General features: G+C 48.3%; 13 protein-coding genes and 1 tRNA gene. 1 reads left to right on the top strand and 13 read right to left on the bottom strand.

Annotated features, from left to right (window positions below; translation table 11 throughout):
* Positions 1–100: 100 nt before the first annotated feature.
* The 13 genes from cobA to ACQSGY_RS13425 all read right to left on the bottom strand — a co-directional run bounded on the left by cobA (position 101) and on the right by ACQSGY_RS13425 (position 17058).
* The gene (gene cobA / locus ACQSGY_RS13365; protein WP_427052246.1) at positions 101–1672 is read right to left on the bottom strand and encodes a uroporphyrinogen-III C-methyltransferase; all 1572 of its coding nucleotides are present in this window, start codon (positions 1670–1672) and stop codon (positions 101–103) included.
* Between the two features lie 4 nt (positions 1673–1676).
* On the bottom strand, positions 1677–2633 hold the full coding sequence (hemC, locus tag ACQSGY_RS13370) for a hydroxymethylbilane synthase (protein ID WP_184182489.1): 957 nt from the start codon (positions 2631–2633) through the stop codon (positions 1677–1679).
* Between the two features lie 2 nt (positions 2634–2635).
* Positions 2636–3286 carry a precorrin-2 dehydrogenase/sirohydrochlorin ferrochelatase family protein gene (locus ACQSGY_RS13375; RefSeq protein WP_427052247.1) on the bottom strand — a complete coding sequence of 217 codons (651 nt, stop codon included), beginning with the start codon at positions 3284–3286 and terminating at the stop codon, positions 2636–2638.
* Between the two features lie 5 nt (positions 3287–3291).
* Positions 3292–4119 carry a cytochrome c biogenesis protein CcsA gene (gene ccsA / locus ACQSGY_RS13380; protein ID WP_397366477.1) on the bottom strand — a complete coding sequence of 276 codons (828 nt, stop codon included), beginning with the start codon at positions 4117–4119 and terminating at the stop codon, positions 3292–3294.
* A 14-nt stretch (positions 4120–4133) separates the two neighbouring features.
* A complete protein-coding gene (hemA, locus tag ACQSGY_RS13385) occupies positions 4134–5519 on the bottom strand; it encodes a glutamyl-tRNA reductase (protein WP_427052248.1) in 1386 nt (461 codons plus the stop codon).
* A 356-nt stretch (positions 5520–5875) separates the two neighbouring features.
* On the bottom strand, positions 5876–6541 hold the full coding sequence (yihA, locus tag ACQSGY_RS13390) for a ribosome biogenesis GTP-binding protein YihA/YsxC (RefSeq protein ID WP_427052249.1): 666 nt from the start codon (positions 6539–6541) through the stop codon (positions 5876–5878).
* 271 nt (positions 6542–6812) lie between these two features.
* On the bottom strand, positions 6813–9152 hold the full coding sequence (lon, locus tag ACQSGY_RS13395; RefSeq protein ID WP_427052250.1) for an endopeptidase La: 2340 nt from the start codon (positions 9150–9152) through the stop codon (positions 6813–6815).
* An 86-nt stretch (positions 9153–9238) separates the two neighbouring features.
* Positions 9239–10996, bottom strand: coding sequence for an ATP-dependent protease LonB (gene lonB, locus ACQSGY_RS13400; RefSeq protein WP_427052251.1), 1758 nt, complete (start codon positions 10994–10996; stop codon positions 9239–9241).
* 175 nt (positions 10997–11171) lie between these two features.
* Positions 11172–12269 (bottom strand): flavodoxin-dependent (E)-4-hydroxy-3-methylbut-2-enyl-diphosphate synthase, encoded by a 1098-nt coding sequence (ispG, locus tag ACQSGY_RS13405; RefSeq protein ID WP_427052252.1) that lies wholly within the window; start codon positions 12267–12269, stop codon positions 11172–11174.
* 120 nt (positions 12270–12389) lie between these two features.
* Positions 12390–13643: an ATP-dependent protease ATP-binding subunit ClpX gene (gene clpX, locus ACQSGY_RS13410; RefSeq protein ID WP_111268782.1), complete on the bottom strand. Its 1254-nt coding sequence runs from the start codon at positions 13641–13643 to the stop codon at positions 12390–12392.
* A 12-nt stretch (positions 13644–13655) separates the two neighbouring features.
* Positions 13656–14246, bottom strand: coding sequence for an ATP-dependent Clp endopeptidase proteolytic subunit ClpP (gene clpP / locus ACQSGY_RS13415; protein WP_090919143.1), 591 nt, complete (start codon positions 14244–14246; stop codon positions 13656–13658).
* Between the two features lie 385 nt (positions 14247–14631).
* Positions 14632–15972: a trigger factor gene (gene tig, locus ACQSGY_RS13420; RefSeq protein ID WP_111268783.1), complete on the bottom strand. Its 1341-nt coding sequence runs from the start codon at positions 15970–15972 to the stop codon at positions 14632–14634.
* 135 nt (positions 15973–16107) lie between these two features.
* Complete coding sequence (locus ACQSGY_RS13425; protein ID WP_427052439.1) at positions 16108–17058, bottom strand: hypothetical protein; 951 nt, start codon at positions 17056–17058, stop codon at positions 16108–16110.
* A 230-nt stretch (positions 17059–17288) separates the two neighbouring features.
* Here ACQSGY_RS13425 and ACQSGY_RS13430 point away from each other — a divergent pair.
* Positions 17289–17362: transfer RNA gene (locus ACQSGY_RS13430), tRNA-Arg, on the top strand.
* Positions 17363–18053: the final 691 nt, after the last annotated feature.

An 18053-nucleotide genomic window follows, 5' to 3' on the forward strand; every position in this document is an offset into this window, starting at 1 on the left:
GATTACCGGCAAAAAGGGAAGCGCGCCGCTTCTTCACGAATTCAGCACGCTTCATATGTTCAGCCGAAGCCTGTCATAACCTCTTATCGGTGTATCTGATCTACTGGCTCACGGATTCACTCGCATGCTCCCGCGAATCCTTACGTTTCCACTCACACAACGCATCAATCAGACTGGTCATCGTTGCTTCCTCAGCCATCAACGTGACCTTTAACCCGGCAGCCTCAGCGGTTTGCGCCGTAACCGGACCAATGCATGCCACTTCTATTCCCTTCAGCAGCGGCAGTGGGTCCTGTACGCCCATACGCTCAAGCATCTTTAAAAAGTTCTTCACAGTGGATGAGCTGGTGAAGGTCACTGCATGAATACCGCCCTCTTCAAGCAGCTTTAGCAATTCATCGTCATCCTCACCTGCAAGAATCGTGTCGTAGATGATAGCTTCGGTAACGTTCAATCCACGTTCCCTCAACTGCTCTGGCAACCAGGAGCGGGCAAGATCTCCATGTGGAATGAGTACGTTCTGGCCTGCCTTCAGTTCACTCTCAAATGCCTCCAACATGCCCTCTGCCTGAAAAGGTCCTTTCACAACCTCAGGCGCAATTCCGTGCTTGCGCAGTGCTTCTGCTGTAGAAGGGCCTACTGCCGCAATTCTCGCCTGATGAAGCGAGCGAATATCCTTGCCTTCGTTTTCGAGATGACGGAAGAAAAACTCCACGCCATTTACACTTGTGAAAAAGACCCAATCAAACGTATTTAACGCTTGCAGTGCATCTTTGACACTTTGTCTGGCGGATTCGCTGGACGGCATGACCGTCTCGATCACCGGGAACTCATACGGTTCACCGCCAAGTTCCTCAATACGATTCACCAGTTCACTTGCCTGACTGCGAGCACGGGTAACCAGAATTCGTTTGCCAAACAGCGGCATGGCCTCAGCCCATTTCAACTGCTCCCGCTGATTGACCACATCTCCAACCACAATCACGGCTGGTGGCTGAAAATTTGCTGCAATCACTTTAGCTTCGATATCCTCCAGCGTTCCCGTAATTGTATCCTGCTCCGCTCGTGTTCCCCAGCGAACAAGCGCAACAGGGGTACTGGCTGGACGACCGTGACGAATAAGCTGTTCACTGATGTAGCCGATTTTGGCAACACCCATCATAAATACCAGTGTGCCCGTAGCATTCGTCACTTTATCCCAGTGGATGCTGCGATCCAGCTTGTCCGGGCTTTCATGCCCGGTAATAATCGAGATGGAGGAAGCATAATCGCGATGTGTCACCGGAATACCCGCGTAGGCTGGTACGCTGATCGCTGCTGTAACACCGGGTACGATCTCAAACGGAATGCCGTTTTTGTGCAGCAGCTCCGCTTCCTCACCTACTCTTCCAAATATGGTCGGGTCTCCGCCTTTAAGGCGTACAACGACTTTTCCTTCAAGAGCCAGATCCACAAGCAGCTGGTTAATCTCTTCCTGCTTCATCGTATGTCGATCCGGCCGTTTCCCCACATAAATCTTGACTGCACCGGGTTTCATCAATTTTAACAATCGTGGACTTGCCAAACGATCATATACGACCGCATCTGCCTTGCCGATGGTCTCCCATCCTTTGACCGTAATCAGTCTTGCATCCCCAGGACCTGCACCTACCAAAAAGACCTTGCCCGCCATGCCTTCATCCCCTAACTTCAGCCAGTATCTGTTCCGCTCCGCGATCAATTAATCTCCAGGCCACTTCTTCTCCCAAACGGGCCGGATCTTTGCCGCTCAATGTTTCCTTGAGAATCAATCCACCATCTGGTGAACCGACCATACCTGTTAATTGTAACTTGTTTTCACCGTTCAGGGAATCTGCATCTTGACCTGGCACCCATACCGCATGTGCGCCGATAGGCACCTGACAGCCTCCGTTCAACACACTGAGAAAACGGCGTTCTGCCATAACTGGCGAAGCGGTTGCCGGGTCATTATACAAGGACAGAAGATGCAGCAGCTCCTCATCATCCTCCCTGCACTCAATGCCCAGTGCGCCCTGGCCTACAGCCGGAAGACAGGCCTCCTCGGACAAATACTCCGTAATCCGATCCTGCCAGCCCATTCGATACAAACCGGCCGCCGCCAAAATAATCGCATCCAGTCCTTCCGTTTCCAGCTTACGCAAACGAGAGTCAATGTTGCCACGAATCGATTCTAACTGGAGGTCAGGGCGGTAAGCCTTCAATTGGCTAGACCTGCGCAGACTGCTTGTACCAACCCGTGCTCCCTCTGGCAGCTGGTCGAGCGTGAGTCCTTCGCGTGATACCAGCGCATCTCGCGGGTCTGCTCGCCGGGGAACTGCACCATTGATTAAACCTTCCGGCAATTCCGAAGGCATATCCTTCATGCTGTGCACAGCCATATCAATCGTACGATCCAGCATCGCCTGTTCAATTTCCTTAACAAACAGCCCTTTGCCACCCACTTTTGACAATGTGACATCCAGTATGAGGTCACCTTTGGTCACAATTTTATGTACCTCGAAATCAAAAGCTAAGCCTTCTCGCTCACAGATGTCACGTAAATCCTGAATAACGTATCCGGTCTGGGTTAACGCCAGAGCGCTCTGTCTGCTGCCCACTTTAATTGTACGCATATCTACATTTCCTCCTGATTACGGGATATCCAGTCCCCGATTTCTTCTGCAGTCCACCATTGAAACTGACCTGTGCGTATCTGATCGAGTATATCCATCTCCGTCAGACGCCGCAGCAGCCTGCTTCTTATTACCGGGGGCAATGCCCGTGATTTAATCTCCATTCTCATCTGGTGCAAAAAATCAAGATACGTCTCGTATTCATCTCCAAACTGCTGTTCCAGCAAGGCACGAATCTCGGCCGCCGCCGCAGGTCCTGCGCCAGCAGTCGAGATCGCAATGCTTAACCGTCCTCGTCTGACCACACTCGGTGTAATAAAACTGCTGTTGCCGGAAGAGATGGCGTCATTCACCAGGATGGAGGCAGCTTCAGCCTCTTCTACTACAGCCGTGTTCACTTGGGAATCATCGGTTGCTGCATATACGAGAAAGGCCCCCCGCAAATCTCCATTGCGGTAGGACCGGGCTATCCACTCGAATCGGGATTCCTGATGCAGTTGTTTGAGAGCAGGCGTAAGCTGCGGGCTGACTACCGTAATTCGGGCCTCCCCCTGCAACAACCCCTTCACTTTACGCTCGGCGACACGACCGCCACCAATCACCAGGACGGGCTTGACTGAAGTATTTACATAAATCGGCATGTAGTGTTTCATACCTCTCACTCTCCCGTCCAGCGATGAAACGCTGAATACGCGTTGGATATAAAGCTGATAATGACAAATGCATATCCGATTAATGTCCATCTGGACATGACCATCATGGAAAACTGCTTTCTACGCTTCACTACAAAATAACCAACATAAATAGCGATAGCCAGACCGGTCGCAATGACTTTCAGGTCGAGCAGCAGATGCCAGCGACGTTCTGCCACGATGGACAAAACCGCCAGCACTATGGATACACCCAAAAGCGGCGTGCCAATCAAGGTTGCACCATCCATGTATTTGCCAATGACTTCAAGGCTGGGCAAACGTCGTACCGTTTCATTCCACTTTTTGTTTTTCAATCTGTGATGCAGGAACAGATATAACAGTGCAAAAACGGATGCCACCGTCAAAGCAGCAAACCCCAGATTGGCCAGCGTAATATGCATAATTAGCAAACCATGAACGGTCTGCCAATTGTGCAGCGATATTTCACCCGCTGTAAACCATAAACGATTGAGCACGGTCACTGAAAATCCTACAATGTTAAGCAATAGAATAACAAACTCTGAACGCTGAACCCGGGTCATAATCAGTGACATCAGCACAATGCTGAACGAAAAGATAAACAAAAAGTCAAACGTTGTATATATAGGGAAGTGGCCTTCAATCCACATCCGCATCATAACATGAGTCACCTGCAGCCCCAGAACAACAACAAGAAACCCTGTGCCTGTCCGCTTCGCCCCCGCATTGCGTCGAATGCAGTCCGAGAAATAGAACAGTAGGCTCAGGGCATACATATAAATTAAAGCCTCATAGACTTGCTCAGCAAGGGTCAAGCTGCCCACCTGCCTTATACGCCTGCCGGGACATATGCCGGCACGGGGTCTTGCCGGTTTTCGTTAAACTGAACCGCTGGCTTGCGCAGAGCTGTTGCGTCACTCTGATTTACTTTTTCAGCAGCCATCTCAACTGCATCCTCCAGCGCGAAAATCTGCGTAAACATGCGCAGCGCCTCATCGCCTTGCTTCGTACCTGCCATTTCCTTGATCCGGTTAATCGGATCGGTAGTCATTTGATTCACAATGCTTTTCGTCAAACGACGAATCACTTTACGCTGATGCTCATCCAGCTCCGGCAGCTTGTTGAACAGGCTATCCATCGTCTCTTCATGAATGGACACACCCTTCTCCTGTAAAGCCCGAATGACCGGACGAACGCCAAGCGTTCTGAGCCATTGATAATAATCCTCCATCTCCAGCTCAATCATTCTCTCAATCTTCGCCGCTTCTACCTTGCGCATCTCCAGATTACTCTCTACAATACCTTCCAGATCGTCAATATCGTAGAGGAACACGTTCGAGATTTCGCCAATCGCCGGATCAATGTCACGCGGTACAGCAATGTCAATCAGGAACAGCGGACGTGATTGGCGGCGCTTCATGCTTTCCCGAACAATACCTGCATCGAGAATGTAACGCTCTGCTCCAGTAGAGCTGATGACGATGTCAACCTCACTCAGTCTCTCAAGCGCCTGCTCCATGGTGCAAGGTGTTCCGCGGAATTTGCTTGCAAGCTCCTCGGCTCTTGCCAGAGTACGATTGGCTACAATAACTTCGGATGCACCGTTGGCATAGAGATGTTTTACGGTAAGTTCACTCATCTTCCCGGCACCCAAAATCAGTACCTTCTTGTCTGTGAACATACCAAAAATACGCTTGCCCAGTTCCACCGCAGCATAGCTGACCGAAACGGCACTCTCACCGATGGAAGTCTCCGAGTGAGCCCGCTTGCCCAGTGTAACGGCCTGTTTAAACAGCTTGTTAAACCAAGTTCCCGTTGCCTTTTCCTCCTGCGCTTTGAAAAAAGCCTGTTTCACCTGGCCCAGAATCTGAGTCTCTCCAATGACCATTGAATCCAGTCCGCAAATCACACGGAACAGTTGGCGCATGGCTTGATCATCTTCATATATATATAAGTGTTGCGTAAATTCTTCGCGTGGAACGTTAAACCATTGCTCCATAAATGTTCGAATAAAATAACCGCACATGTGAAGACGGTCGACCACAACGTACAATTCAGTACGGTTACAAGTGGCTACGATTACACCTTCCAATACACTCTTGGTCAGCTTGAGCTTCTGCAGCGCTTCAGACAAGTCCTTTTCTGCAAATGTGAATCGTTCTCTGACCTCTACAGGCGCCGTGCGATAATTCAAACCAACAACAACGATGTGCATTGCAAGTTCACCTGCCTAATAAATTTCCAATCAAAGTGCTTACTGTATATGTCTATCCAGTTAAGATTGACATAGTTAATTATATCACACATCAAGTCCACAACCCGCCCATTTTTATGAAATGTTTATGAAATCACCATGATGATTATCATATGCATTGTCATTTATTGTAGTGTCTCACCAATGTTCACTGTTATACGTCAAACAAACAAATGCTGCCTATTTGATTACTGCGAAGTAATTTGAAAGCCAATACAAGACTGTTTATAGCAAATAGTCATGGAATGATTCCATGACTATTCTAAGATGCGGGAACATGATGTGTTTGTTAGGATGAGGGAACATTATTTTTTTAGCTATTGGAGATTTTCATCTTCAGGTGCTTCGTCTGCTTCAGTCTCATGGTCGGTATCCGATTCAACCGGTGCATATTTGTCTATTTGGGCATGACGAGTAATGATATCCCACAGCTCTTCCTTGCCCAGACCTTCCTCGGATGAAAAAGGTACAAACAGATCACCTGGGCGCAGACCGAGCGCTTCCTTGATGACTTTGATATGTTTGGCTCTGCGAGTCTTTGGAATCTTGTCCATCTTGGTTGCCACAACAACAAGCGGCAGTCCGTGATGACGAAGCCATTCGTTCATCATTTTGTCATCCTTGGACGGCTCATGTCTCATGTCAACCATCTGCATGACCAGCTTCAGTTCGTCTCGCTGCAGCAAATACTTCTCCATCATTTTACCCCAGGCAAAACGCTGCTCCTTGGATACCTTCGCGTACCCGTACCCCGGGAAATCGACGAAATACAGATCCTGGTTAATCTTGTAATAGTTCAGTTGCTGGGTTTTACCCGGCGTGGCGCTTGTACGCGCCAAATTTTTACGATTGATCATGCGATTGATCAGCGATGATTTGCCCACGTTTGAGCGCCCCGCCAGGGCAATCTCCGGCAGGCCATCATCTGGATATTGTTCAGGCCGAACGGCACTGATAATAAACTCAGACTGATTGACTTTCAAATTGCATCTTTCCTCTCTTGAACTCCAGCAGCATAACATGCCTACATTTCCTGCTCGTATTATGCCATCATTCCTTCTATCATATCAAAAAAACGTATCGTGTACCAAAAAAAACGCATTTATGTACCAAAAAAACATTATTTGAACGCAAAAAATAACTCTTTTACCCGAAAAACATCAGATTGTCGCGAAAAAAGACCGTTCCGTTGAACGCCGAAGCCTTCAAAGAACGGTCCATATTCATATTATGCTGCCGATACCGATACACCCATTACAGATGAATGCCTGCCTGTTCAACAAGCGCATGCTGCAGCACCTGATCCATATGAGCTACGGGCACAAATTCCACATCTTCCTTGATGCTGTCCGGAATGTCACGCAGATCCCGTTCATTATCCTTAGGCAGTAATATTTTTTTGTATCCCGCACGGTGGGCCGCCAGTGACTTCTCTTTCAGGCCGCCTATCGGCAGTACCCGTCCGCGCAGCGTAATTTCACCTGTCATGGCGATATCCTTCGACACATGTTTGTTGGTCAGAGCCGAGATCAGCGCTGTTGCCATCGTTATGCCTGCAGATGGACCATCTTTCGGAATTGCACCTTCCGGCACGTGAATGTGAATGTCGTTTTTCTCATGGAAATCAGATGCAATCCCAAGCTGCGCTGCTTTCGAACGTGTATAGCTGAATGCAGCCTGAGCTGATTCCTTCATGACATCTCCCAGCTTACCCGTAAGGGTCAGCTTACCTGTTCCTGGCACTACGGTGACTTCAATAACGAGCGTGTCTCCGCCAACTTCCGTCCACGCCAGCCCAGTTACTGTGCCAATCTGATCTTCCAGCTCTGCCATGCCATAACGGAATTTACCCGGACCAAGATAGTCTTTAACATTATCCGGCGAGATGACAATCTGACCTTCGGTGCCCGACACAACATTCTTAGCCGCTTTGCGGCATAGTGATGCCATTTGCTGTTCCAGATTCCGCACACCAGATTCACGCGTATACTCACGAATAACCTTCAGCAGACTGTCATCCGGCACTTGCAGCTGATCTTCTTCCAGACCGTGGTCCTTTTTCTGTTTTGGAAGCAGATAGTTTTTGGAAATTTGCAGCTTTTCCAGTTCGGTATACCCCGGAATATTCAGCATTTCCATTCGGTCAAGCAGCGGACGCGGAATGTTATGCACGGTGTTCGCTGTAGTTATGAACATAACGTTGGATAAGTCAAAAGGCAGCTCTACGAAGTGATCACTAAACGTATTGTTCTGCTCCGGATCAAGCACCTCCAGCAATGCAGCCGAAGGGTCGCCACGGAAATCAGAAGCCATCTTGTCGATCTCATCCAGCAAAAATACAGGATTGAGTGAGCCTGCCGTTTTCATGCCCTGAATGATGCGGCCTGGCATCGCTCCTACATACGTACGGCGGTGTCCACGAATTTCTGCTTCGTCCCGAACGCCGCCCAGAGAGATGCGTACAAACTCCCGGCCCAGCGATCTGGCAATGGAACGGGCAAGGGAGGTTTTGCCTACCCCTGGCGGTCCTACCAGACAGAGGATCGGTCCTTTGAGCTTTTTGACAAGCTTCTGCACAGCCAGATATTCCAGCACACGCTCTTTCGGTTTCTCCAACCCGTAGTGATCGGCATTAAGCACGTCCTCGGCCTTCTGGATATCCAGATCGTCCTCGGTCATCTGACTCCAAGGCAAAGCAAGCAGCCAATCCACATAATTGCGGATGACGCCCCCCTCTGCAGAGCTTGCCGGCATTTTCTCCAGTCGATCAATTTCTTTCTCGACTTTCTCTTTCACCTTGTCCGGCAAGCCAAGACTTTCCATCTGGTTGCGAAGTTCCTCAACTTCGCCCGCTCGACCTTCTTTTTCACCGAGCTCCTTCTGGATTGCCTTCATCTGCTCACGCAAATAATATTCCTTCTGCGTTTTCTCCATCTGCTTCTTCACACGTTGGCTGATCTTGCGTTCAAGCTCCAGCACTTCGCGCTCGTTGTTCAGGATGTCGAGCAGTTTCTCCAGACGCTCCCGCACGTCGATGGTCTCCAGAATTTCCTGTTTGTCCTTGATCTTCAAGGACAAATGGCTGGTAATGACATCAGCGAGTCGTCCTGGCTCTTCGATGTCAGATACGGCGGCCAGCGTCTCGGGAGTTACTTTTTTGGACAGATTAATATAATTCTCGAACTGATTCAGAACGGTACGCATCAGAGCGTCCGTCTCCGGATGACTATTCTCTTCCTCAGGCAGCTCTTGCGCCAGCACCTCGTAATAGTCCTCATTGTCCGTATATTCAATAATTTCAGCCCGTTCCAAGCCTTCCACAAGTACTCGAATGGTTCCATTGGGCAGCTTCAGCATCTGTCTTACCTTGGCTACGGTTCCAATACGGAAAATATCCTCTCGTGTGGGTTCCTCAATATTTACCTCGGCTTGGGAACATAGGAGAATCAAATGTTCTTCTACCATCGCTTTTTCTAAAGCCTTGACCGATTTCTCCCGGCCCACATCGAGATGCAGCACCATACTCGGGTAGACGAGAAGTCCTCTTAAAGGCAGTAAAGGAAAACGACGACCTTTCACTTTGCTCGGTCCCATCGCTTTCGCACCTCCAATGGCTCTCAGGTTGTAGTCATCCATTATTCTATCAAATGTTCACATAAAAAACCAATGAAGGGAAGCGCTTAGCAGCTTCCCGAATCTGTAACACGTCCAGGCCGAGGTAACTCTGCCCGTAAATAAGAAGCGGATGCCGGAGGGAAAATGTCCGTTTTCGGTGCCGCCGTCTCCTCTGCCACCACCTGCTGCTCCACTTGCTGCGCTCCCGGCTCCACGCCAAACACTTCACGAAATACATCCTGAACGGTATCTACCGGGATTACCCGCAAGCCATCCAGATTGTCAAAAATAGACTGCCAGTTCTCCGCCGGTATAATGACCGTCTTCGCCCCAGCCTGAAAAGCCGCCTCCACCTTTGCCAGCACGCCGCCTATCGGCTTCACACGCCCGTGGATACTGATCTCACCCGTCATCGCAATCTCATGATCTACAGGGCGCCCTTGAATGGCTGAAGCGATCGCTGTCGCCATGGCAATGCCCGCTGACGGGCCATCAATCGGCGTACCGCCCGGGAAATTCACATGCAAATCGTAATCGCTCGTGCGAATTCCCATCGCTTTCAAAACGGTTAACACATTCTCAACCGAGCCTTTCGCCATACTTTTACGCCGGAGAGTACGAGAACCGCCTCCAATCTCTTCCTCATCCACAACACCCGTAATGTTGATACGTCCTTGCTCTTTGGGTGCAGGAACAGCGGATACCTCGATCTCCAGAATCGTGCCCATATTGGGCCCATACACAGCAAGCCCGTTAACAAAACCGACCTGCGGCTGTGACGGAACTTTGCGATCCGGCCTTGGCTGAATCTGACTGCTGCCTGCAACCCACTCTACATCAGAAGCCTGAAGTGTCTCGCGCTTCTCCGTAAGTGCAAGGCCCGCGGCCAGCTGTATGATGTTGACCGCCTCGCGACCGTTGGTCGCATAACGTTTGACCACATCAACTGCTTCCGGACAAGGACTGAATCCGATTTTCTGGACAGCGTCCTCTGCAATTCTGCCAATCTCCTCCGGCAGCAGTGGACGGAAATAGACCTCCATACACCGTGAACGCAGGGCAGGCGGGAGCTCGTGCGGGGAACGGGTCGTTGCACCGACAAGGCGAAAATCCGCAGGCAGACCATTTTGAAAAATATCGTGGATATAAGCAGGAGTATGCGTATCCTCCGAGTTATAGTACGCACTTTCCAAAAAGACCTTTCGATCCTCCAGCACTTTGAGTAGCTTATTCATCTGAATGGAATGTAATTCTCCAATTTCATCAATAAAAAGCATGCCGCCATGTGCTTTGGTCACCGCCCCCGGCTTCGGTTGGGGAATACCGGCAACCCCCATCGCTCCTGCGCCCTGATAGATCGGATCGTGAACGGAACCAATCAATGGATCAGCGATTCCGCGCTCATCGAAACGTGCTGTTGTTGCATCCAGTTCCGTGAATTTTGCATCTGCCTTGAAAGGAGATGACGGATTTTTCTTTGCTTCTTCCAACACGACTCTGGCTGCGGCAGTTTTGCCGACTCCCGGCGGTCCATAAATAATAACGTGCTGTGGATTGGCACTGCATAAAGCTGCCTTGAGCGCACGCAGCCCGTCTTTTTGCCCGACGATATCGTTAATGGTTGCCGGACGTGTTTTCTCCGCCAGCGGCTTGGTGAGCGAGATGGAACGCAGCTTGCGCAGCTTCTCGAGCTCCTTGCGGGATTCACGCTCAACGGCCGTACGATTTGTTTTCTGGCCGCGAAGCAAATTCCAGAAGTATAGCCCGATTACCACTCCAAAAAATAACTGTATCAACATGAATACCATGCCAAACTCACCCATATTTCAACATCCTCCTGTTCTGTGCTTCTTCTCATCTGTGATCATGCTAATACTTGGTAGTATAGCCTTTTCACCGAGACGTAAACGGGAGAAGCTGAATTTGTACTGAGAATTTATTCCAAGGATACGTAAAAAGCCCGCCAGGAATGGCGGGCTTTCAATAAAGTTACGAAAATTAGTGCGAACGTCCAGGGATAACCCCGGTCTCTTCATATGCTTCAACGATTTTGTCGATTTCTTTTTTCAGTTCCTCTACCATAATCTCTTCCGGCACTTTACGAATCATTTTACCATGACGGAACAAGAGACCTTCTCCGCGGGCACCTGCAATACCGATATCCGCTTCTTTGGCCTCACCCGGACCATTTACTGCACAACCTAACACGGACACTTTAATCGGCACCTTCAGCTTGGAAATATACTCTTCCACCTCATTGGCAATGGAGAACAGATCAATATCCAATCGGCCGCAGGTCGGACAAGAAATCAGTGTAGCTGCATTGGAAATCAGCCCAAACGTTTTGAGCAGATCGCGTGCAACCTTGATTTCCTCGACAGGATCAGCGCTCAGCGAGATCCGCATCGTAGAACCGATACCCATAGAGAGCAAGGCCCCCATACCTGCTGAGCTTTTAATCGTACCCGAGAATAGTGTACCTGCCTCGGTAATTCCGAGGTGCAGTGGATACGGAATAATCTGAGCCGCCTTCGTATATGCTTCAATCGCCATCGGCACATCCGATGCCTTGAGAGATACGATAATATCATGGAAATCAAGCTCTTCGAGAATACCGATGTGATACAAAGCACTTTCAACCATGGCATCCGCTGTAGGATAACCGTATTTTTCGAGCAAATGGTTCTCCAGTGAGCCTGCATTCACCCCGATTCGAATCGGGATGCCTTTATCTTTACAAGCCTTCACAACCTCTTCAACCTTGGCGCGTTTACCGATGTTGCCCGGATTGATCCGTACTTTGTCAATGCCGTTCTCGATGGCTAACAGAGCGAGCTTATAGTTAAAATGAATATCAGCAACCAGCGGAATGTGAATCCGCTTTTTGATTTCCTTAATCGCTGCCGCAGCTTCTTCGTTATTAACCGTTACACGCACCACCTGGCATCCCGCTTCCTCCAAGCGCAAAATCTCTGCGACTGTGGCATCTACATCTGCTGTTTTGGTCGTACACATACTCTGGATAATAACCTCGTTGCTACCGCCAATCGTCAAGTTCCCAACTTTCACGGGACGGGTATCCTGTCTTAAATACATGAGTGATTTCTCTCCCCACAACGTCAAAGCTCCACTCTGACAAAAGACTGAACAAACGCCTTCTGCCCAAGTGGAGAACTGACAAGTCTATATTTCAGAGCTCAGCCGAAGAAGTGCCGCTTAGGCACTTTCTTCCTGCTTATCGTCCTTCGATTGGCCAAGTTCAGGCACAACTTTCTTCTCAACGACTTCTTCGGTGATGACACAGCTGGTCACATCTTCACGTGAAGGCACTTCATACATAATATCCAGCATGATGCCTTCGATGATTGCACGCAAACCACGTGCACCCGTGTTACGCTTGATTGCTTCTTTGGCAATTGCCAGCAACGCACCCGGTTCAAACACCAGATTTACATTGTCCAGCTCAAGCAACTTTTGATATTGCTTCGTCAAGGCATTTTTCGGTTCGGACAAAATCCGCACCAATGTATCCTCATCCAGCGGCTCCAATGTAGAGATGACTGGCAGACGACCTACAAATTCAGGGATCAGACCGAATTTCAGCAAGTCTTCCGGCAATACCAAGCCCAGGTATTCACCCGGTTTCAAATCTTTTTGCTCCGTAGCGGCATTAAAGCCAATGACTTTTTTACCGATCCGGCGTTTGATCATCTGCTCGAGGCCGTCAAAAGCACCGCCGCAGATAAACAGAATGTTTGTTGTATCAATCTGAATGAATTCCTGATGCGGATGCTTACGGCCGCCCTGAGGCGGTACAGATGCAACGGTGCCTTCAAGAATTTTCAGCAATGCTTGCTGTACACCTTCACCGGATACGTCACGTGTAATGGACGGATTCTCCGATTTACGTGCCACTTTATCAATCTCATCAATATAGATAATGCCGCGTTCTGCTTTTTCCACATCATAGTCAGCCGCCTGGATCAGCTTGAGCAGAATGTTCTCCACATCCTCACCCACGTATCCCGCTTCTGTCAATGAAGTTGCGTCCGCAATAGCAAAAGGAACGTTCAGAATTTTTGCCATCGTTTGTGCAAGCAGCGTTTTACCGGAACCCGTAGGTCCTAACAGCAAAATGTTACTTTTGGACAGCTCGACATCCTCAATTTTACTTTGTGTATTAATCCGCTTGTAGTGGTTGTACACCGCAACAGACAATGATTTTTTCGCTTGTTCCTGACCAATAACATATTGATCCAGAATATCACGAATTTCTTTTGGTTTCGGAATATCTTTCAGGTCCAATTCTTCATCATGACCAAGTTCTTCCTCTACAATCTCGGTGCAAAGTTCAATACATTCATCACAGATGTACACGCCTGGTCCTGCAACCAGCTTACGTACCTGTTCTTGAGATTTACCGCAAAAAGAGCATTTCAGCTGCCCTTTCTCGTCGTTAAATTTAAACATGAAACCACCCCTTTAGGAATTGATCGGTCTGCTGAGCACCTGGTCAATAATGCCGTACGTTTTCGCTTCTTCAGCGCTCATGAAAAAGTCACGGTCTGTGTCCCGCTCAATTTTATCAAGGGGCTGACCTGTACGATCAACATATATTTGATTCAGTTTCTGACGAGTTTTAATGATCCATTCCGCGTGAATTTTAATATCCGCAGCCTGTCCCTGTACGCCGCCAAGCGGCTGATGAATCATGACTTCACTGTTCGTAAGCGCGTATCTTTTGCCAGGAGCACCTGCGGTCAGCAATAAAGAACCCATGCTTGCTGCCATACCTACGCAAATGGTCGATACATCAGGCTTGATAAATTGCATCGTATCGTATATACCCATCCCTGCAGTAACAGAACCACCAGGTGAATTAATGTACAAGCTGATATCCTTCTCCGGATCATCGGCTGCCAAAAACAAAAGCTGAGCTATGACAAGATTGGCTACATCGTCATCAATCGCACTGGTTAGAAAAATAATGCGATCCTTCAGCAAACGTGAATATATATCGTAAGAACGCTCGCCTCGATTGGTTTGTTCAACAACCATTGGCACCAGACTCATGAGACCAACCTCTTTTCTACATGTAATTAGACATAGGCTGACTGTAAAGCAAACCCAAAATCATTTTAACATGTTCCTGTGACAATGTCATTTTTCAGAAATCATGTCATCTTGCGGTTGTTTACGATTTAGCCTGATCATATTTAACCATGTTTTCTATGTATGTGCAAATTACAACCATCCTATGCCGCCTTGCCTTTTTTTATTTCACCTGAAGTGCAAAAGAATGAAAGTTATTTGGAAAGGGCACAGTGCAACAAAAGTTAATAACATCCAAATCATCACTCATATTGCTATAAAATGGATGTGTTAATTTAAAAATAAGGCACGTAATGAACTCACGTGCCTTATCATTTATAAAGCCGTCATACTCAGACAGCTTGTCTTATTTTTCGCCAGCTTCTGCAGCAGCTTCTTCGGCTGGAGCTTCAACCGGCTCAACAACTTTGCTGTTCTCTACGAGAACGTCGATTGTTTTGCGCAGTTTAACTTCATCACGAAGGCTCTCCAGGGAACCGTTGCCTTCGAGGATGCCACGAATCTCTTCAGCAGGACGCTTGTAGGATTCAGCCATTTTCTCGAGCTCTTGGTTCACTTCTTCGTCGGATACTTCGATGTTTTCCGCTTTGCCTACTGCTTCAAGCACCAGGTTGTTGCGTACACGCTTCGCAGCATCATCTTGCATTTGTGCTCTCAGATCAGCTTGAGTCTGACCGGAGAAGCTCAGGAACATTTCAAGGTTCATACCTTGGTTGCGAAGACGGTTGTCGAAATCACGCATCATGTTCTGTACTTCGCTCTCAACCATTGCAGAAGGGATATCCACTTCAGCGTTCTCAGCTACTTTTTCTACAACTGCATTTTCCTGTGCAGCTTTGAACTCGTCAGCTTTACGGGATTCCAGTTGTGTTTTGAGGTCAGCTTTGTACTCTTCAAGAGTATCAAATTCACTAACGTCTTTAGCAAACTCATCATCCAGTTCCGGAAGCTGTTTGCGTTTGATTTCATGAACTTTCACTTTGAATACCGCTTGTTTGCCAGCCAGTTCAGCTGCATGGTAGCTCTCCGGGAAAGTTACTTCCACATCTTTGAAGTCGCCAGTGGACAGACCTACAACTTGCTCTTCAAAGCCAGGAATGAATGTGTTGGAACCCAGTTCCAGGGAGTAACGCTCTGCTTTACCACCTTCGAAAGGTACACCATCAACAGAACCGTCGAAGTCGATTACAGCAACATCGCCGTTCGCTGCAGCGCCTTCGTCAACTACAACCAGTTCAGCATGACGCTGTTGCAGACGCTCCAGCTCTTCTGTTACTTCTGCATCCGTTACTTCAGATTTAGCTACAGCAACTTCGATTCCTTTGTAGTCACCCAGAGTAACTTCAGGTTTCACTGTTACTTTAGCTTTAAATTTGAAAGATTGTCCTTTAGCAAATTGCTCGATGTCAACATCAGGACGATCTACCGGGAAGATATCCGTTTGGTCAATCGCTTCTGTGTAAGCTTCAGGAAGCAAAATGTCGATTGCGTCTTGATAAAGGCTCTCTACCCCGAAACGAGCTTCGAAGATGGAACGTGGCACTTTACCTTTACGGAATCCAGGCACGTTTGCTTGTTTAACTACTTTATTAAAAGCTTTGTCAAGTGCTGCAGTTACACGATCTGCACTGACTTCAACCTCAAGAACCCCAAGGTTCTTCTCTATCTTTTCCCAAGTTGCTTTCATTGTATACTTTCCCCTCCAAAATTCACATGTTCACGTAGGCGATCACGCACAAAATAACCATTTTAGTATAAACAAGTTTACATTCTTTTTCAAGGGGAATCCCTTGATACGGTTTAAGGTAAACGTTTCCGTCCTTTATTTGCTATCCAAACCGGCAGAAACAAACTGTTTCATAGAGCGATATGCCTGCTCCAGCCGGAACCTCATTGCACCAGTTACAGCGTACATTGAGCGCGTATTCTCTTCATCATGCGAACCGCCGAGACTGTCCGCCACCGTCATATGTAGTGCAGCGGCCCATATGTCTGCCATCGCATCATTATCCTCAAGCATGGACTGGTAATCCCGCGTTCCGTAGACCGCCATTACATATTGTATCCACAGTTCCTGGGCAAAATAAAAGAGCGTAGGCTCATGAACCTCCGTCTGATCCGCCACCCGTTCCAGAATCTGCACGATCTGCAGCGGGAACTCCTCCGGCTTGAGCGGTACGGCCGCCACATCAATTTCTACCTGTTCTTCGCCCCTGGTAAATTGAATGATCTCCTGGAGTCCTCTGCGGCGCAAGGTTTGCAGCACTCTGAACTGTAACAGGGGATGAAGCGGCTTCGTTTGCAGCCAGTGAACAAGTTCCTCATCTACCTTGGAAACGTCCAGAAAGGCCAGCTGCTCCAGCGCCAGCATCGTCTGTTCAGACAACGGTCCTTCCATAACTGTACGAAGAAGCTTGTCGGCGTAACCGTCATCCTGTGCAAGCTTTAACTTGGCATGCTGCCGAGCCATCTCTTCCTCGCTGACCTCTTCCTCGTCCTCCTGCTCTGGCTCGACTGTGCGACTTGATGGCATTTCCATGTCTTCATATTGAGGAAAGGCTGCCTGAAGCCACTCCAGCAGGGCACGCCATTCATCATAATGACGCTCTTCCTGCCCCTGGCATTGCAGCAAAAAGCGAAGCAAGTCCATTGCTTCACCATATCGTTCATTTTCAAGCATTACCGTCAGTTGTATCTGATAGTAGTCCAGCGTTTTTGGAAACAGCACGATCTTGTTATTGTGCGAAGTTTCCGGGGGTGTAGATTCCTTGATGGGAGCACCTCCTCTGTTCCTGAATCTCCATTTGGAATCAACCGTGAATAGATATATATCAACGAATATTGATCTATTTTCCGCATTCTTCTGATATTTTAACATAACCTTAATTAGAATGAAAAAAACGTTGCGGCCGCCAAATATCATATACGAAATTGGATCGAAAATAAAACATTTGATATTATTTTTTATTTATGATAAAATCATTTTTGCTTGAAAAATTTCATGTCTCAGTAGCTCAGCAGGATAGAGCAACGGCCTTCTAAGCCGTCGGTCGGGGGTTCGAATCCCTCCTGGGACGTTCAAAGAAAAGTTTCCTTCGGGAGGCTTTTTCTTGCGTTCTGGGGATGAGAACCCCACGGGTTCGTCGGAGCATCGGCTTCGGGAGCTTACGCTTCGCAGTCTCGACTGCAAGGAGAGTATCCTCCTGGGACGTTCAAAGAAAAGCTTCCTTTGGGAAGCTTTTTTTGCGTTCTGGGGATAAGAACCCCACGGGTTCGTCGGAGCATTTGCTCCGGGAGCTTACACTTCGCAGTCTCGACTGCAAGGAGAGTATCCCTCCTGGGACGTTCAAAGAAAAGCTTCCTTTGGGAAGCTTTTTTTGCGTTCCGGGGGTGAGAACCCCATGGGTTCGTCGGAGCATTTGCTCCGGGAGCTTATACTTCACCTCCATGTTTAAGAAAATGGGGGCCCGAGGCAATTGAAAAGGCAGTACCACAGAGGCTCTCCCCCCTTATCCGTACATCAAAATTTCTAACGAATCCAGGAGACGCTATTTGGCTTGTTTTAGGCATCTCACAAACGTAACGATTCCTACAGACCTTATTTATTCACATTCGCTTAATTTATACACTTTTTCGTGCCAATTTGACTAAATAGCGTTTGTGGGGATCGTTAGAGTTTGAAAAGTCCCCATATACGCTAAATAAGGTTCCTCAGATTCGTTAGCGTTTGAAGAGTTGAATGGGTAGGATGAATTGGACGAAGTTTGG

This window comes from Paenibacillus sp. TC-CSREp1 (genome assembly GCF_050171015.1).
In the GTDB taxonomy this organism is placed as follows: Bacteria; Bacillota; Bacilli; order Paenibacillales; family Paenibacillaceae; genus Paenibacillus; species Paenibacillus silvae.